This is a genomic window from Nonomuraea sp. 10N515B (assembly GCF_052245915.1).
In the GTDB taxonomy this organism is placed as follows: Bacteria; Actinomycetota; Actinomycetes; order Streptosporangiales; family Streptosporangiaceae; genus Nonomuraea.
Genome location: NZ_JBQQBQ010000016.1, coordinates 1 through 17,441, shown reverse-complemented (window position 1 = coordinate 17,441; position 17,441 = coordinate 1). Strand labels below are relative to the sequence as shown.

Annotated in this window: 12 protein-coding genes; 8 read left to right on the top strand and 4 right to left on the bottom strand. The window is 70.0% G+C overall.

Annotated features, from left to right (window positions below; all coding sequences use genetic code 11):
• Positions 1 to 125: 125 nt before the first annotated feature.
• On the top strand, positions 126 to 1,025 hold the full coding sequence (locus tag ACTWQA_RS24690) for a C40 family peptidase (protein ID WP_443161458.1): 900 nt from the start codon (positions 126 to 128) through the stop codon (positions 1,023 to 1,025).
• A gap of 206 nt (positions 1,026 to 1,231) precedes the next feature.
• Positions 1,232 to 4,471: a BTAD domain-containing putative transcriptional regulator gene (locus ACTWQA_RS24685; RefSeq protein WP_443161457.1), complete on the top strand. Its 3,240-nt coding sequence runs from the start codon at positions 1,232 to 1,234 to the stop codon at positions 4,469 to 4,471.
• A 198-nt stretch (positions 4,472 to 4,669) separates the two neighbouring features.
• Here the strand turns inward: ACTWQA_RS24685 and ACTWQA_RS24680 are convergent, their stop codons facing one another.
• The 3 genes from ACTWQA_RS24680 to ACTWQA_RS24670 all read right to left on the bottom strand — a co-directional run bounded on the left by ACTWQA_RS24680 (position 4,670) and on the right by ACTWQA_RS24670 (position 8,345).
• The gene (locus ACTWQA_RS24680) at positions 4,670 to 5,800 is read right to left on the bottom strand and encodes a diaminopropionate ammonia-lyase (protein ID WP_443161456.1); all 1,131 of its coding nucleotides are present in this window, start codon (positions 5,798 to 5,800) and stop codon (positions 4,670 to 4,672) included.
• A gap of 572 nt (positions 5,801 to 6,372) precedes the next feature.
• Positions 6,373 to 7,638, bottom strand: a complete 1,266-nt coding sequence (locus ACTWQA_RS24675; RefSeq protein ID WP_443161455.1) for an alkyl sulfatase dimerization domain-containing protein — start codon at positions 7,636 to 7,638, stop codon at positions 6,373 to 6,375.
• Positions 7,635 to 8,345 (bottom strand): DUF3159 domain-containing protein, encoded by a 711-nt coding sequence (locus ACTWQA_RS24670; protein ID WP_443161454.1) that lies wholly within the window; start codon positions 8,343 to 8,345, stop codon positions 7,635 to 7,637. The genes ACTWQA_RS24675 and ACTWQA_RS24670 overlap by 4 nt, the downstream gene beginning before the upstream one ends.
• A 120-nt stretch (positions 8,346 to 8,465) precedes the next feature.
• Between ACTWQA_RS24670 and ACTWQA_RS24665 the strand changes: the two genes are divergently transcribed.
• Genes ACTWQA_RS24665 through ACTWQA_RS24640 form a run of 6 tightly spaced genes read left to right on the top strand, consistent with a single transcriptional unit; the run spans position 8,466 to position 15,566 of the window.
• Complete coding sequence (locus ACTWQA_RS24665; RefSeq protein WP_443161453.1) at positions 8,466 to 9,356, top strand: MBL fold metallo-hydrolase; 891 nt, start codon at positions 8,466 to 8,468, stop codon at positions 9,354 to 9,356.
• A gap of 16 nt (positions 9,357 to 9,372) precedes the next feature.
• On the top strand, positions 9,373 to 10,518 hold the full coding sequence (locus ACTWQA_RS24660; protein ID WP_443161452.1) for a VOC family protein: 1,146 nt from the start codon (positions 9,373 to 9,375) through the stop codon (positions 10,516 to 10,518).
• A complete protein-coding gene (locus tag ACTWQA_RS24655; protein WP_443161451.1) occupies positions 10,515 to 11,474 on the top strand; it encodes a fumarylacetoacetate hydrolase family protein in 960 nt (319 codons plus the stop codon). Before ACTWQA_RS24660 ends, ACTWQA_RS24655 begins: the two co-directional genes overlap by 4 nt.
• Complete coding sequence (locus ACTWQA_RS24650) at positions 11,471 to 13,369, top strand: acyl-CoA synthetase (protein ID WP_443161450.1); 1,899 nt, start codon at positions 11,471 to 11,473, stop codon at positions 13,367 to 13,369. The genes ACTWQA_RS24655 and ACTWQA_RS24650 overlap by 4 nt, the downstream gene beginning before the upstream one ends.
• The gene (mhpA, locus tag ACTWQA_RS24645; protein WP_443161449.1) at positions 13,366 to 14,883 is read left to right on the top strand and encodes a bifunctional 3-(3-hydroxy-phenyl)propionate/3-hydroxycinnamic acid hydroxylase MhpA; all 1,518 of its coding nucleotides are present in this window, start codon (positions 13,366 to 13,368) and stop codon (positions 14,881 to 14,883) included. The genes ACTWQA_RS24650 and mhpA overlap by 4 nt, the downstream gene beginning before the upstream one ends.
• Before the next feature lie 35 nt (positions 14,884 to 14,918).
• Positions 14,919 to 15,566 carry a TetR/AcrR family transcriptional regulator gene (locus tag ACTWQA_RS24640; protein WP_443161448.1) on the top strand — a complete coding sequence of 216 codons (648 nt, stop codon included), beginning with the start codon at positions 14,919 to 14,921 and terminating at the stop codon, positions 15,564 to 15,566.
• Between the two features lie 853 nt (positions 15,567 to 16,419).
• Here the strand turns inward: ACTWQA_RS24640 and ACTWQA_RS24635 are convergent.
• On the bottom strand, positions 16,420 to 17,040 hold the full coding sequence (locus tag ACTWQA_RS24635) for an L-threonylcarbamoyladenylate synthase (RefSeq protein ID WP_327583622.1): 621 nt from the start codon (positions 17,038 to 17,040) through the stop codon (positions 16,420 to 16,422).
• Between the last annotated feature and the right edge of the window lie 401 nt (positions 17,041 to 17,441).

Here is a 17,441-nt window from a genome sequence, read left to right as displayed (position 1 = left end):
CGGCAGCCGTGGACGTGCGGCAACGCGTGACTTCCGATTCCACTTTCTTCGAAGCGACAAGACGCCGGTGGTTGCGAGTCTCGCCGATCCCACGACGAAAGACATCCCTCCATGAAAGGAAGAACGTGAAACCCAGAATCATGACGTTGATCGTGGCCTTCGTCGTCGCGGTCTCCAGTGCCGTCTTCGCGGGCGCGCCTTCGGCGTCCGCCGACGGTTTGAGCAATCCGAGTGGCACGCTCACCGTCTCCTGCGGGGGTGCCGAGGCCTTCATTCAGGTCGACTGGAAAAGAGCGGACCAGGTGACCGTTCGCTGGCGTATCGAGGACACCGGCACGGAGGCCAACAAGTCTCCGGTGCTGCGGATCCAGGCCCGCGGCGCCGAGGGCGGCGAGGCACCCTTCATCTTCCCCAGCGGCGAGACCTACTTCATCCTCCGAGGCGGCAACGGCCACCACGAGATCGGCCTCAAGTCCGACTGGAACCCCGACAACATCCCCAACATCAATCACCTCAGGGTGAAGGTCCAGAACGGGACGACCGAGCAGGGGGTGTTCTGCTACCAGGAGAGGGACATCTTCAACTGGAGCATGATCGCCCACAAGAACGCCGTGGCCAAGCGCGGCGCACCCTACGTACTGGGGGGTGTGGGAGACCCAGGCTACGACTGCTCGGGCCTGGTCTACACCTCCTACAACCCGATCGCCAACTTCCCCGGCTGGCCGGTCCGCCGTGCCGTCGACATGTGGAACTGGGCCAACAACAACCAGAACCCGGGGAAGTTCTACGCCAAGAAGATCGACACATGGTCGGCCGACCTGAAGGTCGGTGACCTGATCTTCTACAAGACGACCGCAGAAGCCGTCGGCCACGTCTCCTTCTGGGAGGGGGACGGCCAGATCTTCGACGCGCTCCAACCGGGCACCACCGTTGACTACCGTCCCGAAGGCGGCCTCTACGACAACCGCGTCGCGGTCTTCCGCATCCTCGGTGTCGACACCGTGGCGACCGTCGTCAACCCATGACCTCGCTCCTGGGCGTCCAGGCCGCAACCGGGACACCCAGGACACCGCCGCCTCACGGCGACTACTGGTCCAGCGCCAGATCCGCATAACACGAGCCCCAGCGTGCTACAGCCAGCACGCTGGGGTCTGTGGCGTGTCCTGGCCTAGGATCGTCTGGTGCCCCGAAGGTCGCAGATCAAGAGTCTGGTCACTCGGCGTAGGTACGAGTGACGGAGACAAGCTTCGGCGGGCTGCTTCGAGCCCATCGCCGCCGCACCGGACTGACGCAACGGCAACTCGCGGACCGGGCGGGCGTGAGCGCGGGCGCGATCCGCGATCTGGAACAGGGCAGGACGAGAAGCCCGAAGCCGGACTCGGTCCAGGCCATCGCCACCGCACTCGGGTTGAGCGGGCCCGATGCCGAGCAACTCCACGCCGCCGCCGCCGAGGCCCATCGCCCGCTGCGCGCCGAAGCCGGTCCGGTCCGTGGCGGCCCGCTGCGCATCCGTGTGCTCGGTCCGGTCGAAGTCTGGCACGGCGATGTCCAGGCATCCCTCGGCTCCGACCTGCAACGGACGCTGCTCGCGCGGCTCGCGCTGGGCGCCGGTGTGACGGTCGGCCAGGACGAACTGATCGAACTTCTGTGGCAGCACGGCGAAACCCAGAATCCGGTGAGCCTGCTGCACACGCACGTCGCCAGGTTGCGGCGGCTGCTGGACTCCGACGCGCGAACCGACAGCGTGCTCCTCGGCGGTCAGACCGGCTACCGGCTCGCCGTCACCGCCGATCACCTGGACCTGCTGACGTTCCGCGATCTCACCACGCGGGCGGCGTACGACGCGCCGGAGGAGGCGTTGACGCGGCTCGCCGAAGCCGTCGCGCTGTGGCGCGGTGAGATCGACGCGGAGCGGGTGGCATCGAGCCCGCTTTACACCGCGATAGCCGCCGAGTACGCCACCACCGTCCAGACGTTCGCCACTTTGGCGCGCGATCTCGGCAAGCCGGAACGCGCGTTGAAACCGGTGCGGCAGCTGGTGAATCTGCGCGAGCTGGACGAGCCGCTGCACGCGGAGCTGATCCTGACCCTGGCCGCGAGCGGTCGGCAGGCAGAGGCACTCGCGGCGTACGACCGGATCCGGTCCGCACTCGCCGACCAGCTCGGCATCGATCCTGGCGAGCGGCTGCGGTCCGCCCAGCTCGCGGTGCTCCGGCAGCAGGAGCGGCACGCCCGGCGGACCATGGGGCGGACCGCGATCCAGCAGGCGCCAGCCGCGCCGCCGGACTTCGTCGGCAGGGCGGACGACATGGCCAGGATCGAGGCTGCCCTCGCCAGGACGGGCGAGGAGTCCGGACCGACCTCGTCCCGGATCGTGCTGATCGACGGCATCGCCGGAGTCGGTAAGACCGCTCTCGCGCTCGCCGCCGCGCACCGGTTGCGCGCGAAGTATCCCGACGGTCAGCTCTACGCCGACCTGCGCGGCACCACCGCGGCCGCACCGGAACCGATGGGGGTGCTGGGCCGGTTCCTGCGCGCGCTCGGCGTGCCGAGCAGGGGAATCGGGACCGACGAGGCCGAGGCGGCCGCGTTGTTCCGCAGCGAGCTCGCCGACCGGCGGATGCTGGTGCTGCTGGACAACGCACATGACGCCGACCAGGTCCGGCCGCTGCTGCCAGGTGCGGGCGGCAGCGACGTGATCGTGACCAGCCGGCGCAGGATGCTCGGCCTCGCTGGTGCGAGCATCGTCCACCTCGAACCGCTCAACCCGGAGGAGTCGATCACCCTGATCGCCGCGACCGCGGGATCGCATCGGATCGACGCCGATCCCGGCGCGGCCGACGCGCTCGCCGAGGCGTGCGCACGGCTGCCGCTCGCGCTGCGCATCGCGAGCGCGCGACTGGCCACCCGGCAGGCGTGGACCATCGGCGACCTGACCCGCCGGCTGCACGACGACAACCGCAGACTCACCGAGCTGTCCACCACTGAGTCGAGCGTGCTCACCAGTTTCCAGCTCAGCTACGCCGACCTGAGCGCAGCGGCCCAGCGCGCGTTCCGGCTGTGCAGCCTGCACCCCGGTGACGACTTCGGCGCCGACAGCACCGGCGTCCTGCTGGCGATGCCGGCGACCGAGGCCGACCGCGTGCTGGAGGACCTGCTCGAGGCGAACATGCTCATGCAGTACGCGACGGACCGCTACCGGTTCCATGACCTGCTGGGCCTGTACGCCCGGCGGCTGCTCGCCGACGACACCGAGGGCGAAACCGCGCGCTCCCGGCTCTACACCTGGTACGCCGACGCGGTGACGGCCGCGATGGAGTGGGTGTACCCGCAGCTCGTGCGGCTCGACACGCATGCGGAGCGGGAGACGTTCTTCGCCACCGAAGCCGACGCGCTCGCCTGGCTGGACGCCGAGCTGCCCGCATTGGTCGCCGTCGTCAGGCACGCGGCCGGGTCCGCCGACCGCGCGCTGTCCTGGCGGATCACCGACCAGCTCCGCGGCTACTTCCTGATCCGCCGGCACATCGACGGCTGGCTGCCCGCGGCGGAGGCAGGTCTGGACGCGGCCGCCAGAGCCGGCGATGACGTCGCGCGGACCGCGATGTTGATCAGCCGTGGCCAGGCGCTGTGGTCGGTCGGCCGGGACGAGGAGGCGCTCTCCGACTGCCTCGCCGGCGAACAGCTCGCGGTCACCACCGGCTGGACGACGGCCGCCGCGTACCTGTCCCATCACATCGGGTGGCTCTATCTGGAGCAGGGCAAGCTCACCGACGCGGAGGATTGGCTGCACCGCGCGCTCGAGTTGACCGAGGACGACCAGCTCGGCCACGTGCGGGCGGTCGCCCTCAACGGACTCGGGGTGATGCGGCTGTGCCAGGGCGAGCTGCGGGACGCCGCCGAACTGCTCAACGCGGCGCTGGAGATCAACGAGGCGACCGGCCGCGAGACGTCGGCGCTGGCCAATCGGGGCAACCTGGCGAGCGCGTTACGTCAGCTCGGTGCGGAGGCGCGCGCCTCGGAACTGCTCACCGAAGTGCTCGTGGCGTACCGGAAGAGGTCGAACCAGCGCGGCGAGCTGTCCACCTTGGACGAGTTGAGCCAGCTGCACAGACAGCGCGGAAACGCCGCCACCGCGCTGGAGGTGGCGAGGCGAGCGCACGATATGGCGATCGCGGTCCACGACAGGAAGGCCACGGCACAGACCGCGGCCACTGCGGCACAGGCATACCTCGCGCTCGGCGACGCGACGGCCGCCGCCCAGTGGTTCGAGGACAGCGTGACGATCGCGCACAACACCTACCCGTTCGTGGAGGCACGGGCACTGGTCGGCCTCGCCACCGCCCGGCTCTCCGCCGGTGACCCGGCCTCGGCGAGCTACACCGCCGAGCAGGCCGTGGCGATCGCCGGATCCTGCGGTTTCCGCCTGCTCGAAAGGCAGGCATTGGCCGCGCTGCACGCCTCGAGACAGTGAACAGAACCAGTCGGCGGGCGCGACCAGGCATATGTAGGTCCAGGATTTCGTGACGAGGCCCCGACCCCACGGCATATGAGCAGCCACCGAGCAGTCATCGGTGGGCGATGTGCGGCTGCTTGCCATCCCCTCGGTGCAGACCAGGGCGGCCGACGTCGTGCCGAGTTCGGCAGCGGCGGCGCCAAGGACCGCGGGGTCTCAGTGGCCGGTGGTGCTGTGCGGGTTGGCGGCCGTGCCTTCGGTGCTGAGCAGTACGACCACCGAGGCCGGGCCGAGTCCCAGTGCCGTGCGGTGCTCTTCGGCTCCCTCTCCGGTGAGTATCGCGCGGACACCGGCGAGAGCGGCGGCCCCGCACGGGCCCGAGGAGACACCGAGTTCCGCGAGGTCGCCGGCCGCGCGGGTGCTGGCGGGGTCGGTGATGGCGACTGCGGCGTCCAGTCCGCGGTGCAGGTAGGGCCAGGCGATGCTGGATGGGGTGCCGCAGTTCAGCCCGGCCATAGTGGTGTGACCGGTGGTGATGCTGACGGGTTGGCCGCGGGTGAGACTTTCGAGGACGCACGCCGCGGCCTCGGGCTCGACCGACAGCAAGGCTGGGGCCGGTGCGGATGGACGGCTGCGGTAGTGGGTGACGATGGCTTGGGCCAGGGAACCGACGCCCACCGGGACGGCGATGAGCCCTGGCGGCGTGGCGTCTGCGGCGGCGAGCTGTTCGTCGATTTCGACGCAGAGGGTGGAGTAGCCCTCGACGATCCAGCCTGGGATCGTCTCGTAGCCGGGCCAGGCGGTGTCCTGGATGAGGATCGCGTCCGCAGCGGTGGCGGCTGCCTCGGCAGCGTGGTGGACGGCGTCGTCGTACGTGCCCGGTAGCCGGGTGATCTCTGCTTGCTCGGAGGCGATGGCCGCTACGGCGTCCGGATGGACGCCTCGGGGGATGAAGATGTGTGCGCGCTGGCCGAGCAGGCGCGCTGTCCGGGCCACGGCGCGGCCGTGGTTGCCGTCGGTGGCGCTGACCAGTGTGACGGGCTCTGCACTCGGGTGGTGGGCAGTACGCTCGGCCAGGGCGCGGTGTGCCGCCCAGGAAGCGCCCAGTGCCTTGAAGGCAGGCAGACCGAGGCGGGACGACTCGTCCTTGACGAAGACTCGGCCGACCGCCAGCTCGGCTGCCAGGGAGGGCAGTTCTGTCAGCGGGGTGGGTGCGTAGCCGGGCAGGGCGGCGTGGAAGTCTCGTACCCCGGCAGGGGCGGGCGCGCAGGTCCAGGACCGGGCAGCACGGCGCGAGAACCACGGCAGAGTCCTCGTGATCCTCGTGGAAGAAGCGTTGTTCAGCACGCCCTCAGCCTGCGGCTCTCTTCCCTCATCGGTCCAGCGAATGTTTTCGTCCGTTTCCCACCGCCGCGGTGTAGCTCTCACCGGAATCGTCCTCGCGCCGCAGCCGTTCCTCGGAGCCATGGCCCACTGCCTCCCTGCGCGAGTGGCTGCAGGGCGCGGGCCAGTAGGAGGGCTCAACAGGTACACCGGCGCAGGCCCTGGCCGACGCTGAGGCCTTGATCGCCTGGCAGGTCGGGCCTGCCGCTGAGCCGGGGGCCGGTTTCGACGTGGGCATTCGTGCCGCGACTAGCTAGGGAAGGATGCGATCCGTGCAGTCCCCCGTCTCTCCCGCCCTGGTGCGCCAGGCCGAACGGTGGTTCGTGCGCCGTGGTGCGCCCACGATGATCGAGGGGTACGGCTTCGTCACGCACGTGCTCCCCCGAATGCTTCCGGCGCTGGCGTTCGTGGCCCTCGCCAGCCCGGCTTGGCTGGTGCCGTTCAGGACGGCCGGCTCGGGACGTTGGGCCTTGTTCGGCGGGGTGATCGTCGTGACGGTGATCGTATGGGCGACGACGAGCGCGTTCGTGCAGCGGTCACATCGGGGCGGTCAGGACGTCCCGCGATTCGGCCTCGGCCCAGCTGAAGATGCCGATCGACATGGTGCTGCGCTCGTGGGCGGCGCGGAGCGCGTAGACCTCGGCGCGGGCGGTGTGGACGGCCCTGTCCTCCGGGGCGGCGTCGCCGGCGAGCTGGGCGAGGTGGCAGGCCAGCCGGTGCTCGCCGGCGCGGGACAGCTCCAGTGCGCGGTCGGCGAGGACCTGGGCGCCGCCGCTGAGCGCGGCGAGTTCGGCGGCGAGGGCGGCGTCGGCGGCGGGCTTGAGGTGGGCGGGGTTGCCGTCGTACCAGCCGGCGAACTGGCGCCATACGTTGCGGACGATGAATTCCGGCTCGTCGTAGAGCGGCTGGAGGTAATGCAGCCCGGCCAGATCATCCGGCACCCGCACCCGGTGCACGGTCTCGACCAGTGTCGCGCCGTCGTTGAGGCAGGCCAGTGTCTGGTCGACGAGGGTCTCCAGGTAGCGGGCGGTGTTCTCCAGGGCCTCGCGTACGCGATCGGCGCCGGCGACGGGGATGCCGTGGCTGCCGAGCATCAGCTCGGCGTCGAGCGAGGCCATCCAGCGGAGGGCGGCGGCCCACTCGACGGGGTAGCGCTGCACCTTCTGCGGGTTGCCGGCGTTCGGGGCGACGCCGAGAAACAGGTCGCCGGGGAAGAGGATCCGCTGCTGGGGGAGCCAGCCGACCACGTGGTCGTCTGTCTCGCCCCGGTGGTGGGTGAGTTCGAGGCGGAGGCCACCGGCCTCGACCATATGGGCGCCGGAGAAGGTGACGTCCGGTTCCCGGAATTCGGTCGGCCAGACGAGGTCTGGCATGCGGAACTGGCGGCGGTTGATGACCGTGTTATAGCCCTGCGTTTCGGCGTAACGCCGGAAGCGCGCGAGTACGTTGTCGTGCGCGATCACCTCCGGGCGAGGCACGCCGCAGGCATCGGCAGCGGCGTCGAAGGGGCCGAGTCCGCCAACGTGGTCGAGGTGACCGTGGGAGTAGACGGCGTGGGTGACCGGCCCGGAGTGCCACGCGGTCACCTGCTCGTGCAGCTTGTCGGCGAGCAGCTTGACACCGGTGTCGAAGAGTACGAGTCCCTGCTCGTGCCGGAGGGCGAAGGCGTGCCCGAAGCCGGGCACCATCAGCACCCCGTCGGCGACCTCCTCGGCGTCAGTCATGATGGGTTGCACTATGGAGGCCGGCTCGCGCCGGCCGGCCCACATCTCATCGGCCAGCTTGAGAATCGAGGAGGTCATGACGGGTCCTTTCGACGGGGTGCCGGGCGGCCTTCAGGCCCGGCAGCCACTACTTGATGGTCCGGTGCGGCGCCAGCGGCGTACGGGCCCTGCGGCACGGCCCGGCGTACGACCACGACGGTGAAGGCGGCCATCGCCAGCAGCGACGGCTTGCAGAACAGGGCGCTGACCAGCGTGAGCCCGACGAGTGAGTTCGCCGCGTAGAGGGAGCTGAGCGGCACGAGGTGGCTCACCCACAGCACGAGCCAGCCTGCGGTCAGGCGGACGTGGCGGCGCCGGGCGGCCGGATCGCCGGCCGTTCGGGACGGCTCCACCCCTGCCTTGCGGCAGACCGCTTCGGTGAGCGGCCGCCCGATCAGCAGCGAGCCCGCGCACGCCACCAGGCCGGCGGCGTTGACGACGAGTTCGGGGAAGTAGAACGCGCGCCCTTCGCCGAAGGCGATGGCGCTCACGCTGTGAAAGGCCACGACCGTGGTCGACAGTGTGACGACGGCCAGCGAGTCGCCGCGGTGCCTGCGGATCGCGCTGACCGCCAGGGCGACCAGCAGCGCGACGACCGCGCCCCACTCGGGGCCGTTACCGGACTCCACGATCAGGAATGCCGCGGGCGCGGCGAGCGCGTCGACGATGTGCCGTGCGACGTCGGCCGCGCGGCGTGGCGGGCCGGGGAACGGGTTGTGTGCCTTGTCTGTGCCGGGCTCGGTCATCGGCGCCTGCTCTCCTACCGTCTGCCATCTTTAAGTGACATATGGATCAGTTACGCTTGACACATCACAACTGATGAAATCATCATTTGTCAAAGGGTTGCGACGACAGGAGCCAGCCAGATGACCACCACCGTGACGCTGACCGGCACCGGCGTGCCCTTCCCGAGCCCGGATCGCGCCGGACCCGGCGTGCTTGTGAGTCACAGCGATGTCCACCTCCAAATCGACGCCGGGCGCTCCACCTTGATGCGGCTGGCCCAGGCAGGGATCGGCCCGTACCAGCTGTCCGCTCTCCTGCTCACGCATCTGCACAGCGACCACGTCAGCGACGTCGCCGACCTGGTGCACACCCGGTGGGTGCAGGACCACATGCACGGCACCGGCCCCCTCCCTGTGGTGGCGGTCGACGGGCACGCGCCCGGGTTCGTACGGCGCGTGCTGGCGGCCAACGAGTACGACGTCAACGTGCGCGTACAGCATGTTCAGGACGGCCCGCCTGAGGTGATCGGCCACTGGTTCGACCTCCCCGACGCCCCCACCGAGGTCTGGCGCAGCCCCTGTGGCCGGGTCAGCGTCGAGGCCGTACGGGTGCGGCACGAGCCGGTCGAGCAGGCCGTCGGCTACCGAGTGACGACGCCGGATGGGGTGGTCGTCGTCTCCGGCGATACGCGGGTCTGCGACGAGGTTGCGGAGCTGTCGGCCGGCGCCGACGTCCTGGTCCATGAGGCGTGTCGGAGCTCGGCGTTGGCGGAGCTCGTGAAAGGGACGCGCTTCGAGACCATCTTCAGTTACCACGCCGACACCGTGGCGCTCGGCGCGATGGCCAAGCGCGTCGGCGTGCCGCACCTGGTGCTGACGCATCTGATCCCCGCTCCGACGTCGCCGGAGCAGGTGGCCGAGTTCGAGGACGAGGTGCGCCACGGCGGGTTCGAGGGGCGGGTGACGGTCGGGCACGACCTGCTGTCGGTCACGGTCGGCGACGCCCCCGGGGCGTCGCGACCGGTCCATTGAGAAGGGAGTCTCGCCGATGATGGAGATCGAGATACCGGCCGGTGCGGCCGGGCCGGCAGACGTCCACCACGGGCTGCACAGCGAGCTCGGCGCTCTGCGCGGGGAGCATCCGGGAAGGGCCCACAACCCGGTGATCAAGGTGGTGGAGCTCGGATGGCTGGAGTTCGTCAAGCCCGACCTTGACCGGGCCGAGCGCTTCGCCCGCGACTTCGGGTTTGTGGTGCACTCGCGCACGCCGGACCGGCTCAGCCTGCGCGGCACCTGGTCGGCGCTGCCATGTCTGATCATCCGCCGCGGCCCCCGTGCCCGCTTCGCCGGGCCGACGTTCGTCGCCGAGTCCGTCGCCGACGTGCGGCGGCTGGCCCGCTGGGCGGGCGCCAACGCACTCCCGCTCCAGGGTGGTCTGGGCGTCCAGCTGACCGACCCGAGCGGTTTCCCGGTACGGGTCGTCGCCGGCATGGATCGGCTTCCGGCGCTGGCCGAGCGTGAGCCGCTCGACCTCAATGTCGGCACGAAGCCGGTCCGGCTCAACGCCACCCAGCGGCCCCCGCAGGCCGCGGCACAGGTGCAGCGGCTCGGGCACGTCGTGCTGGAGACGACGAGGTTCCGGCGTACGCTGGAGTGGTATCTCGAGGCGCTCGGGCTGATCGTGAGCGACTTCCTCTTCCTCGACGAACTCCGCGACCGCGGGCCCACGATGGCCTTCCTGCGCTGCGACCTCGGGTCCGTGCCGACCGACCACCACACGCTTGCCATGCATCTCGGGCCACGCGTCGGCTACGTGCACTCGGCCTACCAGGTCACCGACCTCGACGCGGTGGCCGCGGGCGGCGAGCACCTCGCCGCGCAGGGCTACCGCCGCGTGTGGGGCATCGGCCGGCACATCCAGGGCAGCCAGATCTTCGACTACTGGCGCGACCCCGACCGGATGATGGTCGAGCACTATGCCGACGGTGATCTCTTCGACTGCTCCCTGGAGCCCGGCTGGGCGCCGATGAGCGCCAGCGGGCTCGCCCAGTGGGGCCCGCCCGTATCCCGCGACTTCCTGGTCGGCAAGCCCACCCCGGGCATGGTCTCCGCCCTTCTCAAGGCGCTCCGCGACGAGGCCGGCGAAATCGACATAGACGTGCTGAAGGCACTGGCGAAAGCGATGGCGGCATGAGTATCAACGTGGCTCGCACCGAAAACGGCTGGTGGGTCGAGCACAGCGGCCGGCTGACCCGAATCCTGACCGACGCGATCATCACACGCGAACTCCTCGCCGACCGCCCGGCGGTCGACAAGGCCGCGAGCGCACCCGACCTCGAGGGCCCCCTGCTCGCGGACGTTGATCTGCTCTCTCCGGTCACCGCGCCGGCCCGAGTGGTCGCCCAGATGGTCAACTACCGCAGCCACGCACACGACTCCGGCTTCAACCCGGACGCCGTGCCGCCGGCCTTCTTCCGCAAGTCGTCCGGCTCGGTCTGTGGGCCCACCGACGACATCCGGTGCCCGGAGCACGTCCGGCTCCTCGACTACGAGGTCGAGCTGGGCCTGGTGATCGGGCGTCGGATCGACGTCCGTGAGGCAGTGGCCGAGGACGACCTCGCCGACGTCGTCGCAGGCATCGTCGTCGCCAATGACATCAGCGCCCGCGACATCCAGCTGACCCGGACGCAGTTCTACGAGTCGAAGTCTTACCCGACCTTCACCCCGGTCGGCCCGTTCCTCACCCTCGTCGACGGGGAGGAACTGGCCGGACTGGAGCGGCTGCGGCTGACGCTGAGCGTCAACGGAGAGATCCGCCAGAACAGCACCGTCGCCGACATGATCGTCAAGCCCGCCCGCGCGCTCACCCTGCTCGCCCGCTTCCAGGCCCTCGACCCCGGCGACCTGCTGCTCACCGGCACGCCGGGCGGCACCGCTCTCAAGTCCCCGGGACCTGTCGCCGAGAAGATCGGAGCGCTGCTGCCCCCGGCGGTGAAGTGGAAGGCGTTCTTCAAGCGGCAGGCCGGCAACCCGAACTACCTGAAGGACGGCGACGTGGTCGCCGCGACCATCACCGACCCCGTACGCGGTATCGACCTCGGCCGGCAGTCCAACGTCGTGCGCGGACAGGCGCGAAGGGCCGCCCTGTGAGGCCGGGCTCGGCGGCCGGTCTGCCCCCGCTGACCTCGGTGGCCGACCTCCACAAGATCGAGCGGGTCCCGCTCGCCGACCGCGACCTCGCGCTCACGACGTACGACCTGCTCGTACGGGCCGCGCAGCGGTGGCCCGACGCACCGCACTCGGTGTGGATTCCCGACGCGAGCGTGATCGAGGACCACGTGCCGGTGAGCTTCGGCGGACTGCACGACCGCGTGCACGCGATCGCCCACGCACTGCACGGGCTAGGGATCGGGCGCGACGACGCGGTCACGCTGATGGCCCCCAACTGCAGCGACCTCCTCGCGGTCACACTGGCGGCCGAGGCCGTCGGGATCGCGGCCCCCGTCAACGCCGCGCTCGACGTGCGCCACGTCGCGCACGTCGTGCGCCTGACCGGCTCCCGGGTCCTGGTCGCCGCCGGTCCCGAGCTGGACGAGGCGCTGTGGAAGCGGCTCCTGGACGGCGCCCCCGACTTCGGCATCGAGGTCCTCGTCGCGCTGTCGCCCGACGGCGCCGACCGAGCCGCGGCGCCCGCGCTGGAGGCCCGCCCGGGCCTGCGCACCGTACGCCTCGACGACCTGGTGGCCGACGGACCGGCCGCGCCCGCCGGACTCCCGGCCGCGCCGCCGGCGCCCGACGACCTCGCGGCGTTCTTCCACACCGGGGGCACCACCGGCACCCCCAAGGTGGCCGCACACACCCACCGCAACCAGGCGGTGATGGCGTGGAGCCTCGCGGTCGCGGGCGGCTCCGGCGAGGGGCAGGGCATCGTCGCCGGCCTGCCGCTGTTCCACGTCAACGCGCTGCTGGTGACCGCCATCGCACCGCTGGTGTCCGGAGCGCGGTCGATCTGGCCGGGCCCGCTGGGCTATCGCGACCCGAAGCTGTACACCGGTTTCTGGCGACTGGTCGATCACTACCGGCCCCGCGCCATGTCGGCGGTGCCGACCGTCTACGCCTACCTCTCCGCCATACCGGTCGACGCCGACATCAGCTCGCTCGAACTCCCGGTCGTCGGCGCTGCGCCGCTGCCGGACAGCGTGCGGCGGATGTTCGCCGAGACGACGGGGCTGCAGCTGCTTGAGGGCTACGGCCTCACCGAGGCCACCTGCGCGTCGTCGGCGACCCTGCCAGGCGACGTGCGCCCCGGCTCGGTCGGACAGCGGCTGCCCTACCAGACGCTGGTGGCTGCGAAGGTCGACGAGGCGAGCGGCACGGTGCGGCCGTTGCCCGCAGGCGAGACGGGCGAGCTGGTGATCGGCGGCCCGACCGTGTTCGCTGGGTATCTGCGGCGCGACGGCAATCGAAGGTGGGTGTCCGCCGACGGCGTCGTCGATGGCTGGCTGCGCACGGGCGACCTCGGCTTCGTACGCGACGAGCGGATCCATCTCCGCGGCCGGCAGAAGGATTTGATCATCCGCGGCGGCCACAACATTGACCCTGCCGTCATCGAGGACGCCCTGCTCGGCCACCCCGCCGTGGCCGCCGCCGGTGCCGTCGGCCGGCCCGACCGCACCTCCGGCGAGGTCCCGGTGGCCTTTGTCGCTCTCTCCGCCACTGGGATCACGGTGGAGGAACTGATGGCCTGGGTCGCCGAGCACATCAGCGAACCAGCCGCGCGCCCGAAGTCGATCACTGTGCTCGACGCGATCCCGGTCACCGAGATCGGCAAGCCGTTCAAGCCCGCGCTGCGCGAGGCGGCGGCCGCCCGGCACTTCCGTGCCGAGCTCGCCGAGCACGGCATCGGCGGCGTCGAGGTCGGCGTCCGCTACGAGGTCGGGCGGCTGGTCGTGCGCCTGACCGGCGGCGCCGGGGCCGATGCGGCCGCCGTGCTGCGGGGCTACAACGTCGAGATACGCATGGACACCGAGGAGGCGCAGCAGTGACCACGAAGGGTCTCCATGCGCCGGCCGGCCAATGGGACGTGATCGTGATCGGCGGCGGTCCCACCGGCCTGACGGCGGCGACCCTGCTCCGCCAGTACGGGTGTCGGGTCGCGGTCGTCGAGCGCCACCATGACATCTATCCGCTCCCGCGGGCCGTCCACGTCGACGACGAGGTGTACCGGATCCTCCACCAGGTCGGTATCGGTGAGGAGTTCGCCGCGCATGCCCGTCCCGCGGCCGGGCTGCGGCTCGTCGACGGGCGCCACCGTGAGCTGGCCACCTTCTCCCGCGAGCGGAAGACGGCCGCGGGGCTTCCTCAGGCCAACATGTTCGACCAGCCGGTCCTGGAGCGCCTGCTGCGCGACAACCTCAAGCGCCTGCCGGAGGTGACCATCCTTGGCGGCCACGAGCTCCTCCGCTTCGACACCGACACCGACGGGATAACCGCCCACGTGAGCGAGCCGGACGGCGCGACGGCCGAGCTGCGGGCCCTGTACCTCATCGGCTGCGACGGCGCCAACAGCACCGTCCGCGGACAACTCGCCATCGACAGCGACGATCTAGGCTTCGAGCAGCGCTGGCTGGTCGTCGATGTCCGCTGCGAGCTGGGTCTCGATGCCTGGGACGGTGTGCACCAGGTGTGCGACCGGCACCGGGCAGGCACGTACATGCGCATCGGGCCGGACCGCTACCGCTGGGAGTTCCAGCTGCTGGACGGTGAGAGCGCCGACGACTACGACGGCGTCCCGGCGCTGCGCCGGCTCATCGACCCGTGGGTCCGCGGCATCCCGGACGACCGCCTGAAACTGCTGAAGTGCCGGGAATACACCTTCCGCGCCCGCGTCGCCCGCCGCTGGCGCGCGGGCCCGGTCTTCATCGCCGGCGACGCCGCCCACGTCACGCCGCCGTTCATCGGCCAGGGCCTGTGTGCCGGGCTCCGCGACGCGCACAACCTCGCGTGGAAGCTGGCCGCGGAGCTGCGCGGGCGCGCGGTGCCGGGGCTCCTCGACTCGTACGAGGCCGAACGCCGGCCGCACGCCACGGCGATGATCAAACGGGCCAAGACCGTCGGCCGGCTGATGACCGGCGGCGGCCGCGCCGCCGAGCTGGTGCGGGGACGTCTCCTGCCCGCCCTCGCCCACTCCCGGACAGCCCGGCGAGTCGTGCTGGACACCGGCAGCCCGCCGCTCACACCCGGACCCCGCGTCCAGCGGCGCACCCCCCGCAGCGTACGAGGCGCGCTTCTCCCGCTCGTGCACCTGCCGGGCCCGGACGGCGAATCCGTACTGGTCGACCGGGTGCTCGGCGACCGCACAGCGGTCGTCGCGCTCCCCGGCACCGACCTCGCGGCCGTCCCCGACGCCCTGCCCTCGGCCTGGCTGACCGTCGATCCGGAGGGCAGCGAAGGCGAACGGTTCCTCGCACGCTGGCTGCGGGACGCCGGCGTCGCCTGGGTCAGCGTCGACCCCGACCGCGTGATCAAGGCTGCAGGGCTGTCCGGGGTACTGCGGTGAGTAACGGGACGCTCGCCCCGGCTACGATTCCGACCATGCCGGAACAGCAGCCGTCGCGTGGAGAGAGGCGCAAGCTGCGCACCCGAAGGGCGCTGATCGAGGCCGCGCAGGAGATCTACGCCGAGCGCGGTGACTTCGAGGTCAGCATCCAGCAGATCACAGACGCCGCCGACGTCGGCTTCGGTACGTTCTACAACCACTTCTCGTCCAAGGCAGAACTGCTCGACGCGGCGATCGCCGAGGCGCTCGAGACCCACGCCGCCTGGCTGGAGCGGCTGCTCGCCGACGTCGATGACCCGGCTGTGGTCTTCGCGACGTCGATGCGACTCACCGGCCGGCTCGTCCGCACCCGCCCCCGGCTGGCGCAGGTGATGATGAACAGCAGGGGCGCGCTGCTGGAAGCGCCGTACGGCCATGCGGTGCACGCCCGAAACGACATCGAGGCGGCCATCTCCGCCGGACGCTTCGTCATCGATGACGTCAGGGTTGCGCTCGCCTGCACCGCGGGGTGCCTGATCGCCACGATGCACCTCTGCGCCACCGACCCGAAGGCCTCGGTCGACGACATCGCCGACCAGACCGTGCTCAACGTCCTGCGGATGTTCGGCATGGCCGAATCGGAGGCCCGCCGCATCGTGGCACTGCCGCTCCCGACCGACGAGCCTCCGCCCGAGTCGATCTGAGCGACGGGACGTAGGCGGTCGGGCTGTGCTGGAAGGACGGCCGACAGTGTCCCCGCGCCCGGCGGTGCAGGCCGGGGCGAGTCTGCTTCTTGTCATTGGCGCAGCACCTTGGGGGAGACGCGGCCGGTCCTCTTCACGGCGATGTCGTTGGCTTGGGCCCATCGTCGTGCGGCTTGTTCGTCCGACAGGGGTGGTGGGCAGGGTTGGTGTTGGTTGCCGGCGGAGGGTTTGGTGAGCATCCATTCCACCCATTTGCGCAACACTCGGTGGGTGACCTGGTCGAGCGGGAGGTGTTCGAAGCGGGGGAAGACGTGGCGTTCGGCCTCGGCGACGTAGGTGGCGCGCTAGGTGGGGGAGGTGCCGAGTCGGGTGGCGTAGTCGTGGCGGGCGTACTGTTCGAAGCTTGGCATCTCAGGGTCGCGTGTGGCGTCGTAGCTCGATGATCCGGGCCACCCGTGTCTCGGCTCGCTCTCACTGGTTGCATGGTGACGAGACCTGGGGATGGTGTGCAGAAGTGACACGGAGATGATCAAATGCCGACTGCCGCACGATGAGATGCGGGAACATCCGGAAACATGATCTTGATGTGATCGTTCACGACCCGTTTGGCATCGTCCAAAACAGGCCCTTCGACCTGCGGTGATGTCGGTAGGGCGGGTGGACTTGAACCCACGACCCACGGATTATGCGTCGGCTCAATTAATGCCGCCCAGTGCCAACGAGTGTGGAGTCGTATCGCTGTGGCCAGAATTTCTTCCTGCTCTCGTGTCGGCCTGTGCCCAGGAGTGCCGTGGTGCCAGTGCTCGCGGACGAGCTCGGCGAGGTGCTCGGCGCGCTGAGCGAAGGGCATCACCTACTCGAAGAGGGATGGGTCCCCGGTGCCTCTGCGAAGGATCTGGGGCTCGTTCTGCGAGAAGTCGATGACCGTCGTCGGTTCGTCACCGCACTCGCCGGAGTCGATCACAGCGTCCACGACGTGGTCCAGTCTTTCCTTGATCTCCCAGCCCTGCGTCATCGGCTCGGTCTCATCCGGCAGCAGCAGGGTGCTGGACAGCAGCGGTTCGCCGAGTTCGGTCAGCAACGCCTGCGTGACGACGTGATCGGGTATCCGAACACCGACCGTCTTCTTCCTGGGATGCAGCAACCGCCGCGGCACCTCCTTCGTCGCAGGCAGGATGAACGTGTAGCCGCCGGGAGTTGCCGCCTTGAGCGAGCGGAAGAGCGCATTGTTCACGTGAACGAACTGGCCGAACTGGGCGAAGTCCTTACAAACCAAGGTGAAGTGATGGTCGTCGTCGAGACGCCGGATCTCCCTGATCCGGTCGATGCCCTCCTTGTTGCCCAGCCTGCACCCCAACGCGTAGCACGAGTCCGTCGGGTACGCGATCAGCCCGTCCGTGTGAAGGAGATCGACCGCCTGACGGATCATTCGAGGTTGCGGGTTGTCCGGATGTACATCGAAGTACTTTGCCATGCATGGGAGCTTAGAAGCGGACAATCCAGCGCATGACACGATGGCCTCGACTTTCTACATCTACGGGCCTTCCACCGCGAAGCAAGTCGAGTTCTGGCCGTGGCTCTCAAACAGGGCCTTGCCGCGTGACCATAACGCGGCGTGTTGCGGAGTAGGGAGTACCACTGGCCGCGGTGGGACAAGACCAGCAGCACCTCGTCACCTTCAACGCCGCGGCGTTGGTGAAGCTGGATTACAGCAGGCGCTTGCGCTGGTCGGCCGCTTCTCCCCGGACTGAGCTGCCCCGGGTTGGTTGGAGGCTCCCAAGACTGGAAGGCTGGGAGTCGTGCCCGCACCGAGGAAGTACCCGCAAGAGTTGCGTGATCGCGCCGTCAAGATGGTGTTCGACCTGCGTGAGGAGA

Excerpts from the sequence above, each read along its gene's own strand:
- ACTWQA_RS24675 (WP_443161455.1), bottom strand. The coding sequence starts at position 7,638 with ATGACCTCCTCGATTCTCAAGCTGGCCGATGAGATGTGGGCCGGCCGG.
- ACTWQA_RS24670 (WP_443161454.1), bottom strand. The coding sequence starts at position 8,345 with ATGACCGAGCCCGGCACAGACAAGGCACACAACCCGTTCCCCGGCCCG.
- ACTWQA_RS24665 (WP_443161453.1), top strand. The coding sequence starts at position 8,466 with ATGACCACCACCGTGACGCTGACCGGCACCGGCGTGCCCTTCCCGAGC.
- ACTWQA_RS24660 (WP_443161452.1), top strand. The coding sequence starts at position 9,373 with ATGATGGAGATCGAGATACCGGCCGGTGCGGCCGGGCCGGCAGACGTC.
- ACTWQA_RS24655 (WP_443161451.1), top strand. The coding sequence starts at position 10,515 with ATGAGTATCAACGTGGCTCGCACCGAAAACGGCTGGTGGGTCGAGCAC.
- ACTWQA_RS24640 (WP_443161448.1), top strand. The coding sequence starts at position 14,919 with ATGCCGGAACAGCAGCCGTCGCGTGGAGAGAGGCGCAAGCTGCGCACC.
- ACTWQA_RS24635 (WP_327583622.1), bottom strand. The coding sequence starts at position 17,040 with ATGGCAAAGTACTTCGATGTACATCCGGACAACCCGCAACCTCGAATG.